Here is a 16,097-nt window from a genome sequence, read left to right on the forward strand (position 1 = left end):
GGCGAAAGCCAACCTGGTCGAGAAGGAGCAGCAAGCGCGCGCGAGTCGCGACGAGTTCGTGGGATCGACCTGCCCGTGCGCTTCGTGCGAGCGAGCCGGTGCGCTTGAGATCGAAACGGAAAAGGCGTAGGGCCGACCGACCGGCGCTCTGCGAGAAGAAGGCGAAGAAAGGGGGGGCTGAAAAGCCCCCCTGTTTTTTCGCGCGCGGTTTCCGGGCTCTGTCAAAACGGACGAGTTTTGCGGAGGTTTTTCGCCTCTCGCCGACAGGTTGCCAAGGGGCATTTTCCATCATGCCTGGTCAGAGACTTGCTCGTTGCGTTTATCCTGGTTTGAGGACCAGCAAAACTCGTCCGTTTTGACAAAACCTCGACGAAGAGGGCGTGGCGGGATGGGATACGATTCGGGATGGGACGCGATCCTGCTCGCGGACGGGTAGCGTCCCCTTGCAGGTGTAGGCCGGTCGTTCCCCTCGAAGGCCGCGCGGATGCGGGAGCGTCCCTCGCCGTTCGCACGGGGCCTAGTCGGCGGGATGGAAGTCCTCGGCCATTTCGCGTGCGGCGGTCACATCGTCTGTGACCAGGCCGTCTATGCCGTAGCTGAGCAAACGCGCCATGTTGGCGGGGTCGTTCACGGTCCAAGCGTAGACGATTTTCCCTTCGCGGTGCGCGTCGTCGACAAGCTGCCGCGTAACGAAGAAGTCGTCAACGCTGAAGTAGTCGACGTACGGTATGTGGGAAAGGTAGCCGTACGCCAGCGTCATATCGTACATGGTGGGCATGAGCGGGTCGGCTTGCTTTACGCGTACGAGCGCGTCGTAGGAGATGCTGGCAACCGCCACGTGGTCGCGCATGCCGTAAGCGTTGATGAGGTCGACCGTTTTCCGCTCCAGGTCGGTGCCGTGACCGTCGGGTTTGACCTCGATGTTCATCTTGATTTTGCCTTTGCAGAGGGCAAGTGCTTCCTCGAGCGTGCATACGCGCTGATCGGCGAACGCGGGATCGAACCAGGATCCGTTGTCCAGATCTTTGATCTCGTTGTACGTGACTTCCCAAAAGTTCTTGTCCAGCCCCGTCGTTCGCTTGAGGTTGGCGTCGTGCATGACCATGAGCACGCCGTCGGCGGTTTGCTGCACGTCGAGCTCCACCCAATCAGCGCCTTCGTCGATAGCCTGCTGAAAGGCGGCAAGCGTGTTCTCCGGGGCGGTGCGGGCTCCTCCACGATGCGCGGTGATCTCTACGCGGGCGGGCGGTTCCTGCGAAGGCTCGAACAGGCCGTGGGAAGTTATGTACGAAGTCGAGGATGCAAACGCGATCAGGGCGAGCGCTGCTGCCGTTGCCCTCTTGGCAAACGGCGTGCGTCCGGTTGGGCCCGATGGCTCGAAGCGGTAGTCGACGGGGATGTTCTTTTTGTCGGTGAGTTCGTAGAATGTGCAGCTCAGCGCAGCGTAGCTGAACGGGGTGAGCAGGCATTGCGTGATTATCAAGAACCCGAGCGAAATGACGGCAAGCCCTATCGAGGCAACCGGGGAGGCGTCTCCCTCGATCAGCACCGTTAGCGTGAATATTCCAATGAGCGCTACCGCCGCCGCTTCTGCGGCGAACAGGCCGACAAGCGCCAAGATGCGGCGAGCCAGCATCCAGCGAGCGCCGTGCAGCAGGCGCTTGCTCGAAGCGCGCGCCTGCATCCAGTCCTCGTTGCGCAGCGTGAAGAAGTGCACGCCGAACGCAAGGAAGAAAGCGTGGATGTACAGGGCAACGAACAGTGCGATCAACGCGCAGGAAAGCACGTTGTTTTCCCAGATGAAGTCCATGATGAATTCGGGAGGCCTGAAATCGGTCAAGACCGACGAGGTCACGGCCAGGTTCGTGAGCGGAACAAACAGCAGCACGAAGGGGATCAGCAGCCAGTTGCGTGGATGGACGATGCGCACGGCTTGCTCGAACGTGCGGTTCGCCAGCTCGCGCACCCCAATCTTTCGCCGCATCCTTCCGGCCTGCATCAGCAGCACGAGCGCGCACATTTCGAACAGCGACCCCAGGCTTAGCAAGAGTATGGCGAACAAGGCGCACGGCCAGGTTACGGGGCTGCCAAGGAATGTCGCCAGATTCGCGTCGCACAGGTAGGAAAGGCCGGCGGCGTACAGCGCGAAGTCTATGAGCCCTAAACTGAGCGGCACGAACAAAATGGCGAATGCAATCTGGAATCCTGCTTCGAACAGGAAAACGGTTCGCAGGTTGTACGCGAACAGCCTCCAGGTGCTGCGAATGAAGTTCATGAGTCTCCTTGGAAAGCGGCGAGATCGCCGTACGCTTTAGCTCCTTGTTGGACTCATGATACCAGGTTGGTTGCGGGAACGCCTTGAGGGAGCGGGCGACGGACGGGGTGTGGGCAAAGGCTTCGAAGCGCATCGCCGCCCGCGCGAGCAAGCCGTTTGCGGCAGTGGAGGAGCGGACGCCAAGGGCGACGGCAACGGTTTCGTAAACTGTAATCAACAAAGTATCAATTGGGCGTACACTAAGGTCGTCCATCGGACCCTCTTGGAAACCTCTCGAAAGAAGGCGCTCATGAGCATCTACGATTTCACCGTGAAAGACCAGCAGGGCAACGCCGTTTCGCTTGCCGATTACCGCGGACGCGTCCTGCTTATTGTGAACACCGCCACCGAATGCGGCTTTACGCCGACGTATGCCCAGCTCGAAGAACTGTATCGCGCCCTGCGCGAGCGCGGGCTGGACGTTTTGGACTTCCCGTGCGACCAGTTCGGCCATCAGGCTCCGGGAACGAACGAGGAGATCGCGGCGTTTTGCACCTCCCGCTTCGGCGTGACGTTTCCTCAGTTCGCGAAGATCGAGGTCAACGGCGAAGGCGCCGATCCGCTGTTCGCGTACCTGCAAGAGCAAAAGGGCTTCGAGGGGTTCGACCAGGGCCATGAGCTGACGCCTGTTCTGGAGGACCTGCTGGCAAAGGCCGATCCCGGATACGCCCAGAAGCCTTCCATCAAGTGGAACTTCACCAAGTTCCTGGTCGATCGCGACGGGAACGTCGTTCGCCGCTTCGAGCCCACGGCAAACATTCCCGATGCGGTCGCGCCCGCCGTGGAAGAGCTGCTGTAGTCGGTTGCGGGCCAAGTTGCTTTCCGACCGGGGTGCCGAGCAACGCTTGGGCACCCCGTTTTGCACCTGCGCGCCTTTACGCCTCCAGTTTGAGGTCGCCGTCCTTGATGAGCCCCGCTTTTCTCATGCCGGTGCATATTCCCCAGCTGAGAAGGGCGGGCAGGATGAAGCAGATCAGCGCTAGCCCCAGCCAGTCGAGGGGCCCGGCTGCCGGTGCGCCCGCCATGGCGTCTGCAACCCATCCCGTGTACACGCCGATGGGGCCTACCAGCCCGCACGTTCCCATGCCCGATGCGATTGCGCTGCCGTTTTGCTGGAGTTGAAAGACGCAGGTGGCGATGGGGCCGGTAATGGCCGATGCCAGAATGGGCGGCAGCCAGATGATCGGCTTGCGCACGATGTTGCCCATTTGCAGCATAGACGTACCCAAGCCTTGCGACACCAATCCGCCCCAGCTGTTCTCTTTGAAGCTCATGACGGCGAACCCCACCATCTGGGCGCAGCATCCAGCTACGGCCGCGCCGCCTGCCAGCCCCGTCAAGCTGAGGGCGGCGCAGATGGCGGCCGACGAGATGGGCAGCGTCAAGGCGATGCCGATGACCACCGACACGATGACGCCCATGAAGAACGGCTGCAACTCGGTTGCCCACATGATGAACCCGCCCACGGACGACGCCAGGGCGCCGATGGCCGGGGCGACGGCGATCGACAGCCCGCAGCCCGCCAGGATGGTGACGGCGGGCGTTGCCAGGATGTCGACCTTCGTCTCCTTCGACACGGCCTTGCCGCACTCCGATGCCACGATGGCAACCACCAGCACGGCAAGCGGCCCGCCCGCGCCGCCCGCAGCGTTCGCGGCGTAACCCACGGCGGCAAGCGAGAACAGAACGAGCGGCGGCGTTTTCAGGGCGTACCCGATGGCGATGGCCATGGCGGGCCCGGCAACGCTTTTGGCGAAGCTGCCTACCTCGTTGAAGAACGCGATTCCCGTAAGGTCTCCCACGGTGGCGAGGATGGTTCCGATCAAAAGCGAGGCGAACAAGCCTTGCGCCATGGCCGACAGCGCGTCGATAGCGTAGCGCTGCGGCGAGATCTCGATGTCCTTGCGCGCGAGAAAGGAAGCAAAGGCTCCTTGCGACATGATAATCCCCCTGATTGTCGAGCGGTTTCGTGGAACTGTACCCGTTCGATCTCTCAGGGGGAATGCTCGGCGGCGTTTTTTCGGCGAGGAGCGCTTACCGTGCGCGGTCGTCCAGCCATTCGATGGCGTCGCGGATAACGCGGTCGCGCTTGAACTCGTTGAATATCTCGTGGTAGAGGCCGGCGTAGATGCGCAAAGACTTGTCCGTGGCCGACACCTCCTTGTACATGTCGATGCTGTCTTGCGGGCTGACTAGGCCGTCATCGCCGCCGTGCAGCAAAAGCACCGGGTCGGAGAAATTCGCAGCGTGCTCGCGGAGCCATACGTGGCCGTCGTGCACGGCGCGCAGCAGCGCAACGGAGAACTCTTTGACGACGAACGGATCGGCCAGGTACGCTTCGCCCACGGCGGGGTCCGAGCATACGCCGTCGCCCAGCTCGTTGGGGAGGTAGGTTTGCGGGTCGAGCCCCTGCTCGACCACGCCCGCTGCCAAGCCGGCATGATCGCGGGTCCAGGCTCCCGACAGCACGTAGCCGTCCAGCTTCCCGGGGTACGTCGTTGCGTAGCTGGCTGCGCCGAACCCGCCCATGGAATGCCCGATCATGAACAGCGGCAGGTCGGGGAAGTGCGCGCGAGCCTCTTCCACGAACAGATCCGTGTCGGCCACGATCTGCTGGCGGTTGTCGTACCAGACCGCTTTGCCCATCGACCGGCCATGCCCGCGATGGTCGAAGCGCACCACGGCGTAACCGGCCGCCAGCAGCTGCTCCACCACGTAATCGTAGCGGCCGTAGTGCTCGCACAGGCCATGGACGATGACCGCGCACGCCTTCGGGTTTTCGGGCGCGTCGATGCGTCCGACCAGCAGGAATCCTTCTGCTGCCTTCTTCGTGAGTTCCTGGTGCATGGGACCTTCTCTCTATCGGGTACGACGTTGGTTCCATTGTAGCGCGTTGCGCAGGGGGAAGCGGGGCCGGCTGCGCGGCGGCGACGCTCGATGCGCAGACACGGGCGCATTGCGCATCCGCGCCTGCGTGCCGCGCGCGACCCGGCTTCCGGGCGCATCACGGGCCCGCGATGCACGCCATCCCCAACCGCCCGTGCTCCATGTGCGTTTCCTGCTCCCACGGACCCCGCGCTGTCGTTCGCGGGTTCCGCGCCGTCCGCGAGCCCTGCGAACCCCGCGGGTCCCACGCTGTCGTCCGCGAACCCCACGGACCTCGCAAGTCCTGCGTCGTCGTCCGCGAACCCCGCGAACCCCGCGTCGTCCGCGAACCCCACGGACCTCGCGAGCCCCGCGCCGTCGCCCGTTGCATCGATTCTTATTGGGGTCTTGACGGCGCGGATTCCTTCCCTATACTGAACACCTAGTGATTTGCTGTAGTATTCGGATCGGCTTTTTGCACCCGGAAGGAGGTTGGCCATGATAGCTGTTTTCTCGTACATGAACATGATGATGCCCCGCGCTCTGTCCGTGCTGATGGGCATGCGTCCGCGCATGCGCATGTCGTGCTTCGAGAATTGTCGCAACGCTATCCTTGTTTCTTAGGGTGAACGTACATACCGTGTCGCGATTCTCGGAAGCCTCAGGCTTCTTTTTTTATGCCCGAACTCGGGTCGTCCTCCTGCAAAAGAAAGGTACTTGTCATGAAATGCAAGCTTGTTGCTCTGCTCTCGATCGTTGCGAGCCTGTGCGCCGCGCTGGTCCTGTTTTCGGGCTGTTCGGCCCCTGGAACGGATGATTCCGGCGCGAAGTCGCTCAAAGTGGGCGTGGTCGCCGGTCCGTATCAGGATCTGTTTCGCGAAGCCGTCGAGCCGTCGTTGAGGGAACGGGGGTATTCCGTGAGCTACGTTGAGTTCTCGGATTACGTCCAGCCCAACAACGCCCTTGTCAACGGAGACATTTCGCTTAACGTGTTCCAACATTCCACGTATCTGAACAGCTTTGCCCAGCAGCATGGCCTTGATCTGGCCGCTCTCGCCGAAATTCCTACGGCGGCCATGGGCGTTTTCTCCAACAAGGTGGGTTCGCTCGACCAGTTGAGCGAAGGGGCGACGGTGGCCGTTCCCAATGATGACACCAACCTGTCGCGTTCGTTGCGCGTGTTGCAACAGGCTGGTCTTGTCTTTCTTGATTCGGCGGTGGACCCCGCCAAGGCGACGGTCGACGATATCGCGTCCAACCCCAAGAACATCGTTATCAAGCAGGTCAACGCCGAGATTCTGCCCACGGTGCTCGATAGCGTGGACGCAGCCGTGGTCAACGGCAACTACGCCATCGGCGCGGGCCTCGACCTTGCCGACGCGGCCTACATGGAGCAGCTTTCCGAGGGCTATTACAACGTGATCGCGGTGCGCGGAGAGGATGCTGCCGCTCCTTTTGCCCAGGACATCGTTGCCATTGTGGGCTCGGACGCCTTCCGACGCGCCATCGAGGACCCCAGCCGCCCCTTCTCCGCCTTCAGTAGGCCGAGCGGTTACTAAGAGGATTCGTCCACGTGAGGAGCATCATGATCGAGTTGAAAAACGTGCGCGTCGAATTTCCCTCGGGGCAATCCAAGGCGCCGGCCGTTGACGGGGTGAGCCTGGCCGTGCGCGAAGGGGAGGTGCTCGGCATCGTCGGGTCGAGCGGCGCTGGGAAGTCCACCCTTGTCAGAACGATCAACCTGCTGCAAGCGCCCACCGCCGGGGAGGTGATCGTCGATGGCGTTTCCATCGTGGGGCAAAGGGGCAGGCAGCTGCGCGAAACCCGCGCGGGCATCGGCATGATCTTCCAGCACTTCAATCTGTGGAACGCGAAGACCGTCGGCCAAAACGTTGCGTTTCCGCTCAAGCAGGCCGGGTGGAGCAAGCGGCAGACGGACGAGCGCGTTGACGAGGTGCTGAGGTTCGTGAACCTGCTGGACAAGAAGGACGTCTACCCGCGCACGCTCAGTGGCGGGCAGAAGCAGCGCGTGGCGATCGCGCGGGCGCTTGCCCCCAGTTCGCGCATCCTGCTGTGCGACGAGCCTACGAGCGCGCTCGACCTGGAGACCACCGCATCGGTCCTAGACGTGCTTAGGCGCGCGAACGAGGAGCTGGGCGTCACTATGGTGGTCATCACGCACGAGCTGGACGTGGTGAAGCGCATCTGCCATCGGGTGGCGGTTATGGGCAAGGGCCGCATCGTGGAGCATGGCAACACGTTCGACGTGCTTTCGAATCCCCAGTCGGAGGTGGCGAAGGGCCTTGTCGAGCAAACGCAGCGCTTCGACCTGCCTGAAGAGGTGCTGCAGCAAAGCGGAGCGCTGTTCAAATTAACGTACGCGGGCCCTGCCGCAACCGAGCCGGTTCTGTTCGAAGCGGGGTCTTCGTTCGACGTGACGATATCGATCGTGCACGGGCGGATAGAGTACCTTGCCCAACAGCCTTACGGGATTCTGTACGTGCTGGTGAACGGCGAGCCTGCGGAAATAGAGAAAGTCGCGGCGCACTTGAGGGCGCGCGTGGAGCGTTTGGAGGTGGTGCGCCATGCTGGATAACATCGTGCGAATTGCGCCGGAGCTTGGCGTTGCGTTGGGTCAGACCGCGTTCATGTGCTCGGTTGCGCTGGCGGCCGCCGTGGTGGTCGGGGGCGCTCTGGGAATTCTTCTGTACGTCACCGGCACGCGCTTGTTCGTGAAGAACGTCTGGGTCAACAGGCTGGTGGGGGCCGTGCTGAACGTGGTGCGCTCCATTCCGTTTCTCATCCTGCTCATCTTCTTGCTTCCGCTGTCGTCTTTGATCGTGGGCACGAAGATCGGCAGCGAGGCCGTGGTGGTTCCCCTGTCCATTGCCGCGATCGCGTTTTTCGCGCGGTTGTCGGAAACCTCGTTCGCGGAGGTTGACCGGGGTATGCTGGAGGCCGCGTTCGCCGCCGGCGCCAGCAAAACCGCGGTCGTGCTGTTCGTGCTGCTGCCAGAGGCGCGTGTTCCGCTGATCAAGGGCATTACCATCACGGCCATTTCCATCCTGGGCTTTTCCGCGATGGCCGGCATCGTGGGCGGCGGGGGCCTGGGCGATCTGGCGTACCGGTACGGCTACCAGCGCTATCAGGCCGATGTCATGGTGTCGTGCATTGCGGTGCTGATCGTGCTTGTACAGGCGATACAGTTTTTGGGCGACGCGTGGGTTGCCCGAGCTCAGAAGATGCGCTAGCCTCGCGCGCAGCCTGTCAGCAGCGCTAGCGCCCGTGCGCAGCCTGTCGGCCGCGCTAGCGTTCGCGCGCAACCCGCCGACTTGCGTTTTGTGAGCGATGGTTGGCGGGTTGCGTTTGCCATTGGGCTCGTCATGCCCGACAATGGAGACCGGTTGAAACGCCGTTGCGCACCGAGGCGCCGGCACGACGAAAGGGGAGTTGCATGGAGCTTGCGTATGGCTGCCTGGCCTGTACGGGAGACAATCCGCTACCGTTCATCGTGGGCGGCGTGGTGGCGCTCGCGCTTGTCGTGCTGGTGGTGGCGTTCGTTCTTATGCGTCGAAAGTAGCGGGGTAGCCAGTGGAATCTTGTGCAGCCGGAACTCGCGCAGCTGGAAAGCTGGTTATATGCCCGACGCCTATCGGCAACTTGGGGGACATGCCGCAGCGTGCGCTTGCGGCCTTGCAGTCCGCCGATGCGGTATGCGCCGAAGACACGCGCGTCACGGGCAGGCTTTTGGCGGCGTATCGCATCGAGAAGCGCATCGAGCGCCTTGACGAAGCGCTCATGGGCGAGCGCGCGTCGGCCATCGTCGATCGCGTGGCGGCCGGAGAGGTGATCGCGTACTGCTCCGATGCCGGCATGCCCGGCGTGTCGGATCCCGGCTTGCGTTTGGTGCGCGCCGCGCATGAGGCCGGCGTGCCCGTGGAGGTGCTGCCCGGTCCGACTGCTGCGGCTACGGCGTACGTGGCCAGCGGCAGCACGAACCCGCGGTTCTATTTCGGCGGCTTCTTCCCGCGCAAGGATGCGGAGCGCCGCGCCACGCTGGAGTCGTTGCGTGCCCTCGACGCCGCGCTCATCTTCTACGAAAGTCCTAATCGCCTGGTCAGCGCACTTGAATCGCTTGCCGAGGCGTACCCTTACCGCGAGGGTGCCGTATGCCGCGAGTTGACGAAGCTGCACGAGGAAGTGGCGCGCGACTCCCTGCCGCGCCTGCGCGACATGTTTGCCGCTCGTGCGGAAGGCGGCGGCATCAAGGGCGAGATCGTGCTGGTGATCGATGGTCCCAGCGTGGCGGAGGGTGCTGCGGCCGAGGAAGACGCCGAGTCTGCCGCTCGGACTCGAGCGGCAGAGCTGAAGGCTGCCGGCGCGCGCAACAAGGACGTAGCTCGCACCATAGCCGACGAGTTCGGCATTGCGCGCAACGCGGCCTACGACATCGCGCTCGAGGCGTAGGGAGCCGCATGTCCCAGGGTTTTCGCGATGCGCAGCGCGGGAGCGGCGCTCTTGCACCCGCAGGTCGTTCGGCGCGCGGGCGTCGTGCGGGCGATGCTGCGGTAGAGCTTCTTGTGGACGGTCTGCCCGTACGCTTGACGCGCAAGCGCGTGAAGAACCTCAACCTGCGCATCGCGCGCACGGGCGGCTGCGTGGAAGTTTCCGCTCCGCTGCATGTGCGCGACCAGGATGTGGAGCGCTTCGTTCGGGAGAAGCGGACGTGGATCGACCAGAAGCGCGCGCAGGCTGCGTCGTCGCCTGCGGCTCGGGCGGCTCAGGCTTCGCCGGAGCAGGTTGCCGCATGGCGCGCCGTGGTGGAGGCGTGCGCTCCGGTGCTGGTGGAAGCTTGGGAGCCCATCATGGGCGTGAAGGCGGGCAAGCTGGCGTACCGGAACATGACCAGTCGCTGGGGCAGCTGCCAGCCTTCGACGGGCCGCATCTGCCTGAACGTGCGCCTGGCGCTGTATCCCCCGGAATGCCTGGAGTACGTGGTGGTTCACGAACTGTGCCATCTTTTGGAACGGGGCCACGGCCCGCGCTTCAAAGAGCTTATGGATACCTTCATGCCCGATTGGTGCGAACGGCGCGATAAGCTGCGATAAAGCCTGGTTAGAAGGCAAATTAGTTTGCATGCGATACGTTGCCGAACTGTAATGTGCACGTTTGCCGAAGGGTGGGGGCTCCCAAAGTGCCGGTGCTACCATGGCCTTATGGGACAGCAAACGGACAGAGCGAAACACCAGGCTGCGGGCGACGATGCGCTTGCCGCGCACGACGGACTGCCGCGCAGGCAGCGAACCGTCGTGCTGTCCATCATGATGGCCGGCACCACTGCCGCGTGCATTTCCCAAAGCATGATGATAGCGGCGCTGCCCACCATCATGCACGAGTTCGCGGTGAACGCCGCTCTTGGTCAGCTGCTTACCACGTCCTATATTTTCATGCTGGGCCTTATTTCGGCCATGACGGCTTACCTGGTGAATCGCGTTGATGCGAAGAAGCTGTTCGTTGCCGCCATGCTGTGCTTCGTGGCGGGGTGCGCTGCCGCCCTGTTCGCACCGAACTACCCGCTGCTGCTGGCGTCGCGCTTGCTGCAGGCGGGCGGTGCCGGCATCGCGTTGCCGCTCATTCAGGTGGTGGCGCTTTCGGTGTATCCGCGCAACGAGTACGGACGCGCTATGGGCCTGGTGGGCTTGATCATCGGGTTCGCGCCGGCTATCGGCCCCACCGTATCGGGCTTCCTCATAGACTTTTGGGGTTGGCGCTCGGTGTTCATCGTGTTGGGCGCCGTGACCATTGTTGTGATAGCGCTGGCGCTTCCCCTGCTGACCGATGTGATGAAGCGCGAAGGGAAGCGCGAGCGTTTCGATGTCCCCTCGGGTTTGCTCTATGCGCTTGGGTTCTGCGCCATCATGGCAGGGACTACGTTCATGGAGGCGGACGGGAGCTTGAGCGCGCTGCCCGTCCTTGCGCTTGTGAGCGGCGTGGCGGCTTTGGCGGTGTTCGCTCGAAGGCAGGCGCGCATCGATCAACCTCTTCTCAAGCTTGCGTGCTTTCGCAACCGAACCTTCGCCGTGGCTACCGGCTTGGTCATGATCGCGCAGATTGCGTTCATGGCGGGGTCGATCATGGTCCCGCTGTTCGTGCAGGATGTGCAGGGGCTGAGCGCCACGTCGTCCGGCCTGGCCATTCTTCCCGGGGCGTTGCTGCTGGGGGTGCTGAACCCCGTGACGGGCCGGTTGCTGGACCGATGCGGTCCGCGCCCTTTGATCGTTGTTGGATCCGCGGTGCTGGCTGTTGGGACGCTTGCCTTCGCGGCGTGCGATGCCAGTACGCCTGAGTGGGCGGTGACCGCGCTGTTCGGCGTGCGCACCGTGGGCGTGGCGTGCCTGATGATGCCCATGACGGCGTACGCGTGCGCGGCGCTTCCTGCCGAGGACCTGGCTCAAGGAACGGCCATCATCACGTCGTTTCGGCAGATCTTCGGGGCGCTTGCCTCCTCGGTACTCATCGCCATCATGGCGCAGGCATCTTCGAACGACCTGGGCATCGATGCGTTCGGCTTCGGCGTGAGCTTCGAGGTGCAGGCGGGCGTCATCGTGGCCGGGTTCGTGGCAGGGATGCTCTTGCTTCCGCGTGGAAAAGCTCGGAAGGCGGCGTAACGTGCGGCGGCTTGCTTGCTGGTGCGGAAAAGCGGCTCGTTCGTTTTAAGCTGCTTGGGGCAGGCTTGCGCTTTGGGGCGTTGCCGCCTGCTCGCGATCGAGCAGGTAGGCTGCAATGATGTCCGCCGCCTGGCCACGCTGCTGTTCGGGGGAGATCGACGCGGAGCCGTCGCCGTCTTGCGGGCCGTAGTCGCCGAAACCTGCGTGGTTTCCACCCGCTATCTCCACGGTGGATGACTCGGAAGGCAGAAGCCCCGCGTTTTCTTCGAGTTTCGAGCGGTTGAGCACCTGGTCGTTCGAGCCGTATACGGAAACGGCTCCCAGGTTGGCGTGCGAAAGATCGCTCGCGGAGTAGGAGGCCGCCAAAACGATGCCCTTCATGCTGGGGTCGTCTGCGTGATCAGCAGTGTATTGTGCGGCCATGGATCCGCCGAGGGAGTGACCGCCCACCCACCATGAGGTGATCGCGGGGTATGCGGCGCGAACGCGGTCGGCTGCGTTGATGTCGAAGAACGCGAAGTTGAACGGCATCTGCACCACCACGGAGAAAACGCCGCGTTCGGCTAGGTCGCGCATGAGCGGGGCGTAGGCGCTGTACTCGACCTTCGCTCCCGGGTAGAACACCAAGCCGACGCTGGCGTTCGGGTCTCCGAATGCCAGGTATCCGTCGCCCTGCTCAACGGGAAGCTGCGCGGTGGACGCGAGGTTTTCGTGATGCGCGTCTGCGTCGTGGTAGTACGAGCTGGCGTACACGAGAAAGGCGCTTGCTGCCAAGCACGCTGCGACCAGCGCAATCGCTAGGGCGATTGCAAGGCGGCGCGGCCACTTCGCGCGCGGCTTGTGCGCCTTCTTGGCTTGGGGTGTTTCGTCGTTAGCTTTCATGATCGTTATGGTAGCAAAAGAAAGCGATGCAGGGTTTCTGATTTGGGGCACGCAGCTTGTATTCTTGCATGATGTCAAGTAAACTTATCGTAATGTCAAGTGTACTTGACATTACCGTTGGATCGGAACACGGTTGGGCTGGGATTATGGGTTGTGCGCGGGTTCTCCTTCGGGACTGCCGGAAAGGATTCGGTATGGACAAGCATGAGATTCTTGAGAAAAGCCGTGAGGATAATGGGCTGGTCGACGAGCGCTTCCGGTCTATGGAGCAGCGTATGCTCGTGATCGTGGGAAGTACGCTGATGCTGGGGTTGGCAATCTTGCAGGTGTGGGATCGGTCGCACGGTCTTGAAACGAACGGGATCAACGCGGTTTTCATGGCGGGGGTTGCCAGCATGGGGTTTGCGCAGTACTCCAAACTGCGCATGAAAGGGGCGCTGTTCCTGGGCGCTTTCGCTGCTGTTGCCGCCGTGATCTGGGCTGTCCAGCATGTGTTGATCACGATGTAAGGGGATCGTTCGTGATTAAGATGCCCTCGTTCGGCTTTGACGACGTTCATCGAAACGATGGCGAGTTGGAACTGAAGAACCGCCTGAAAGCGGCGCGAGCCGAAGCGGGGCTTTCTCAGTTGGAGCTTGCTCGATTGGTGGGCGTGTCGCGTCAGACCATTTCATCTATCGAGACGGGTTTGTTCAACCCAACGGCGAAGCTTGCGCTCGTGCTCTGCATTGCGCTGGATAAGAAGTTCGAAGACTTGTTCTATTTCGAGTGACGCTTTCGCTGCTGCTTTGCCGGCGACGATGCGTTTGAGCGAAACGCGTTTCGCGTCTTGGTGGACGTTGACGACCCGCCTGCTTACGAGGCGATCGCCGTGCGCTTGGCGGGCGCGTCGAACGAGAGGCTGTTGTCGTCGGTGCTTTGCATCCAAGCGATGTACGTATCGGGGAAGTGCGAGGCCAGAGCCGCGCCGAAGTCCACTCCCAGCAGCGATCCGGCTGCCGCGACGATGCGTGCGGGATTGACCGGGCTTCCGATCGAGGTCAGCACTTCGTCCATGTTGTTCTCGAACGTATCGATCGACGCCAGCCCCGCCTTGTCGTAGGTCGGCATGATTCCCGTATTGCGCTGGAATGCCTCTCGCATGCGGTCGAACAGCGTCGAGAACTGGTCGCTGGAAACGCTTGGCAGCGCAACGGTGGTTCCGTATCGCCCGTATCCCCAGGTTGAGAGCGGAAGCTTCGGCACGATGTCGGATTCGTTCACGATGTTGAAGATGTTGTCGTACGCAGGGCTTTGCCGGTCGGATTCGCGCGTGCACCCGGGAGCTGCGAACGTGTAGGCGTAGATGCCCGAAGCGGGAGCAATCTTGTTCGATGTTTCGCCAAGGTTGTTCAGCCTTGCGGCCAGCAGGTTCGCGATGGCCCCTCCGCGACTGTGGCCGGTGATCAGAATGCGGGTGCGTTCCGGGCTTGCTCCTATTTCATGCGCGTAGCGGGCGAGCGCGCGTTCCACTTCGGTTTCGGCTTTTCCGAACCCGTGGTGGTCGTCGCTGTCTCCCTGTGCATCGTGCAGGTTGAAGTTGCTGATCCATTCGATGCCGTAGCTTCCGCGCACGCCCACGAACACCAGCGTGAGGGGCGTTCCTCCTTGCGGGTTGGGAATGGTTTTGCTGGCGAAGGTGTAGGCGGCAACGTCGTGGGATCCTATGAAAAGCGCTCCCAGCTCGTCAAGGATGTTGCTGCGCAGCGCGTAGGATTCCGTGCGCACGTCGGCGAAGCCCAGGGCCCAAAGCGATTGCTCGGCGTAGGGGGCCGCTCCTTCGACATTGCTGTAGTATTGCGATTCCGAATTGCACACCGCTGCGAGCACTGCGCAAGCCGTGGCTAGATCGTGGTGGTAGGAATCGGCATCTTGAAGCAACCAGGAGTCGTTGAAGACCAAGTTCGTTGACGTCCGTCCCGCAAGGTTCGATGGATTGCTTGCCGTTACGGCCTCGCTGCAGTATTCGGCCGTGATGGTCTTGCCTGTTGCCGAGGGGGTCGGTGCAGGCGCAGACGCTTCGGCGGTCACGCGTGCCGTGGGCACAATGCCCATCGTGGCGCCCAGATAGCGAAGGGGGATCAGGAACATTCCCAAGAACATAAGACTGACGAAGATGGCCGCGGCGGTGGACGCGACGCGGCGTGCGGGCGTGGTGCGCATGGGCCTCCTGTCAATGCGAACGGCGCGGCTGCTTGCGAGAGGCTTCAGTATAGGGGCAGCCTTGCAGGCAGCCGCGCGTCTTCACGCAAAGAAGACCTTTCCGGCGCACGTTGTTAACTTTCCTTAAGGTTTCGCGCGCCTCACGTGCGGGTGAAGCTAGAACGACGTCCAACCGCCGTCGGTTGCGACGATTTCGCCGGTCATGTGCGAGGCATCGTCCGAGGCCAAAAACAGGATCGAGGCGGCTTGCTCTTCGGCTTCGGCATCTCGTTTCAGCATGGACTCGGTCTTTTGCCCGGCCATCGATGCGGCGTCGGCCGGATCCGCCCCGGCGGCTACGGCCGCCTGCTGCTTCTCCATCACGTATGCGTACGCCTCTTCGACCATGGGCGTGGCGGTTCCGGCGGGATTGACCGAGTTGACGCGCACGCCGTAGCGTGCGTAATCCAGCGCGAGGTTCTTGGTCAGACCGTTGACGGCGTGCTTCGATGCAACGTAGGCGGGGTTGCCCGGCAAGCCGGTCATGCCGGCGATGGACGCTACGTTGACGATGGACCCGCCGCCGCCCTGCGCGATGAACTGCCGAAGCTCGTGCTTTGCGCAGAAAAACACCGTGTAGAGGTTGTTCGCCATGGTGTAGTCCATCTGCTCCTTGGTCAGCTCGTGCACGTTGTCGGGCTGGCCCATCACGCCGGCGTTGTTCACGGCAATGTCCAGACGTCCGAACGCTTCGACCGTTCGGGCTACCATAGCCTGGGCGTTCTCTTCTATGGAGAGGTCGAGGGGTAGGAACAGCGCGTCGGGAGCTACGGCGCGAACCTCGGCAAGCGTTCTCTCGCCCTCGTCTTCAAGGCGGTCGACCAGCAAGAGCTTCGCGCCTTCTGCGGCTGCGCGCAGAGCGGTGGCACGTCCGATGCCACGCGCGGCTCCGGTTATGATCATGACTTTTCCGTCGAAACGGCCTTCGTACGCCTGCTTTGCCATGAGATGCCTCCTTCGAGAGCGGGTTGGCGCGCTTCGCGGAAAACGGCGCGAAGCGACACTTCCAGCGTACGCTTTCGGCGATTGGGTTTGAAGGGGTTTCCGCAAAAAGCGCCGCCCCATGCGTTTTCGGCTTGCGCGGTTGGCGTCTGTAGCGGTTTGCGATACGACTGCAGCGGTTTGCG

Annotated in this window: 17 protein-coding genes; 11 read left to right on the forward strand and 6 right to left on the reverse strand. The window is 62.6% G+C overall.

Translation table 11 applies throughout. From position 1 onward, the window contains the following. Positions 1 to 517: 517 nt before the first annotated feature. Complete coding sequence (locus ACMNI9_RS09885) at positions 518 to 2,275, reverse strand: glycerophosphodiester phosphodiesterase family protein (RefSeq protein WP_418831887.1); 1,758 nt, start codon at positions 2,273 to 2,275, stop codon at positions 518 to 520. A gap of 289 nt (positions 2,276 to 2,564) precedes the next feature. On the opposite strand from ACMNI9_RS09885, the gene ACMNI9_RS09890 reads away from it, so the two are divergent. Further along, complete coding sequence (locus tag ACMNI9_RS09890) at positions 2,565 to 3,113, forward strand: glutathione peroxidase (protein WP_418831889.1); 549 nt, start codon at positions 2,565 to 2,567, stop codon at positions 3,111 to 3,113. A 76-nt stretch (positions 3,114 to 3,189) separates the two neighbouring features. Here the strand turns inward: ACMNI9_RS09890 and ACMNI9_RS09895 are convergent, their stop codons facing one another. Together ACMNI9_RS09895 and ACMNI9_RS09900 are read right to left on the reverse strand one after the other, a co-directional pair. Next, positions 3,190 to 4,254 carry a PTS transporter subunit IIC gene (locus ACMNI9_RS09895; protein ID WP_418831891.1) on the reverse strand — a complete coding sequence of 355 codons (1,065 nt, stop codon included), beginning with the start codon at positions 4,252 to 4,254 and terminating at the stop codon, positions 3,190 to 3,192. Positions 4,255 to 4,348: 94 nt separating this feature from the next. Next, entirely contained in the window at positions 4,349 to 5,161 is an 813-nt protein-coding gene (locus ACMNI9_RS09900; protein WP_225748640.1) for an alpha/beta hydrolase, read from the reverse strand. Positions 5,162 to 5,677: 516 nt separating this feature from the next. Here ACMNI9_RS09900 and ACMNI9_RS09905 point away from each other — a divergent pair. The 8 genes from ACMNI9_RS09905 to ACMNI9_RS09940 all read left to right on the forward strand — a co-directional run bounded on the left by ACMNI9_RS09905 (position 5,678) and on the right by ACMNI9_RS09940 (position 11,847). Further along, on the forward strand, positions 5,678 to 5,803 hold the full coding sequence (locus ACMNI9_RS09905) for a hypothetical protein (RefSeq protein WP_255616260.1): 126 nt from the start codon (positions 5,678 to 5,680) through the stop codon (positions 5,801 to 5,803). Positions 5,804 to 5,901: 98 nt separating this feature from the next. Next, positions 5,902 to 6,738, forward strand: coding sequence for a MetQ/NlpA family ABC transporter substrate-binding protein (locus tag ACMNI9_RS09910; RefSeq protein ID WP_418831893.1), 837 nt, complete (start codon positions 5,902 to 5,904; stop codon positions 6,736 to 6,738). Positions 6,739 to 6,764: 26 nt separating this feature from the next. Continuing rightward, positions 6,765 to 7,775, forward strand: coding sequence for a methionine ABC transporter ATP-binding protein (locus ACMNI9_RS09915; RefSeq protein WP_225748642.1), 1,011 nt, complete (start codon positions 6,765 to 6,767; stop codon positions 7,773 to 7,775). Next, complete coding sequence (locus tag ACMNI9_RS09920) at positions 7,765 to 8,430, forward strand: methionine ABC transporter permease (RefSeq protein WP_225748643.1); 666 nt, start codon at positions 7,765 to 7,767, stop codon at positions 8,428 to 8,430. Before ACMNI9_RS09915 ends, ACMNI9_RS09920 begins: the two co-directional genes overlap by 11 nt. A 203-nt stretch (positions 8,431 to 8,633) precedes the next feature. Then, on the forward strand, positions 8,634 to 8,759 hold the full coding sequence (locus tag ACMNI9_RS09925; RefSeq protein ID WP_255616261.1) for a hypothetical protein: 126 nt from the start codon (positions 8,634 to 8,636) through the stop codon (positions 8,757 to 8,759). 11 nt (positions 8,760 to 8,770) lie between these two features. Next, on the forward strand, positions 8,771 to 9,646 hold the full coding sequence (gene rsmI / locus ACMNI9_RS09930; RefSeq protein WP_225748644.1) for a 16S rRNA (cytidine(1402)-2'-O)-methyltransferase: 876 nt from the start codon (positions 8,771 to 8,773) through the stop codon (positions 9,644 to 9,646). 8 nt (positions 9,647 to 9,654) lie between these two features. Then, positions 9,655 to 10,287 (forward strand): M48 family metallopeptidase, encoded by a 633-nt coding sequence (locus tag ACMNI9_RS09935; protein WP_225748645.1) that lies wholly within the window; start codon positions 9,655 to 9,657, stop codon positions 10,285 to 10,287. A gap of 108 nt (positions 10,288 to 10,395) precedes the next feature. After that, complete coding sequence (locus ACMNI9_RS09940) at positions 10,396 to 11,847, forward strand: DHA2 family efflux MFS transporter permease subunit (protein ID WP_418831896.1); 1,452 nt, start codon at positions 10,396 to 10,398, stop codon at positions 11,845 to 11,847. A 45-nt stretch (positions 11,848 to 11,892) separates the two neighbouring features. Here the strand turns inward: ACMNI9_RS09940 and ACMNI9_RS09945 are convergent, their stop codons facing one another. Then, on the reverse strand, positions 11,893 to 12,729 hold the full coding sequence (locus ACMNI9_RS09945; protein WP_418831898.1) for an alpha/beta hydrolase: 837 nt from the start codon (positions 12,727 to 12,729) through the stop codon (positions 11,893 to 11,895). Positions 12,730 to 12,923: 194 nt separating this feature from the next. Between ACMNI9_RS09945 and ACMNI9_RS09950 the strand changes: the two genes are divergently transcribed. After that, a complete protein-coding gene (locus tag ACMNI9_RS09950) occupies positions 12,924 to 13,238 on the forward strand; it encodes a DUF6442 family protein (protein WP_216529014.1) in 315 nt (104 codons plus the stop codon). A gap of 20 nt (positions 13,239 to 13,258) precedes the next feature. Beyond that, positions 13,259 to 13,501 (forward strand): helix-turn-helix transcriptional regulator, encoded by a 243-nt coding sequence (locus ACMNI9_RS09955; RefSeq protein ID WP_225748978.1) that lies wholly within the window; start codon positions 13,259 to 13,261, stop codon positions 13,499 to 13,501. 83 nt (positions 13,502 to 13,584) lie between these two features. Here the strand turns inward: ACMNI9_RS09955 and ACMNI9_RS09960 are convergent, their stop codons facing one another. Together ACMNI9_RS09960 and ACMNI9_RS09965 are read right to left on the reverse strand one after the other, a co-directional pair. Then, positions 13,585 to 14,931 (reverse strand): lipase family protein, encoded by a 1,347-nt coding sequence (locus tag ACMNI9_RS09960; RefSeq protein ID WP_418831900.1) that lies wholly within the window; start codon positions 14,929 to 14,931, stop codon positions 13,585 to 13,587. A 156-nt stretch (positions 14,932 to 15,087) separates the two neighbouring features. Continuing rightward, positions 15,088 to 15,915 (reverse strand): SDR family NAD(P)-dependent oxidoreductase, encoded by an 828-nt coding sequence (locus ACMNI9_RS09965; protein WP_418831902.1) that lies wholly within the window; start codon positions 15,913 to 15,915, stop codon positions 15,088 to 15,090. Between the last annotated feature and the right edge of the window lie 182 nt (positions 15,916 to 16,097).

It is taken from the genome of Paraeggerthella sp. (assembly GCF_048427265.1).
Classification (GTDB): domain Bacteria; phylum Actinomycetota; class Coriobacteriia; order Coriobacteriales; family Eggerthellaceae; genus Paraeggerthella; species Paraeggerthella hominis.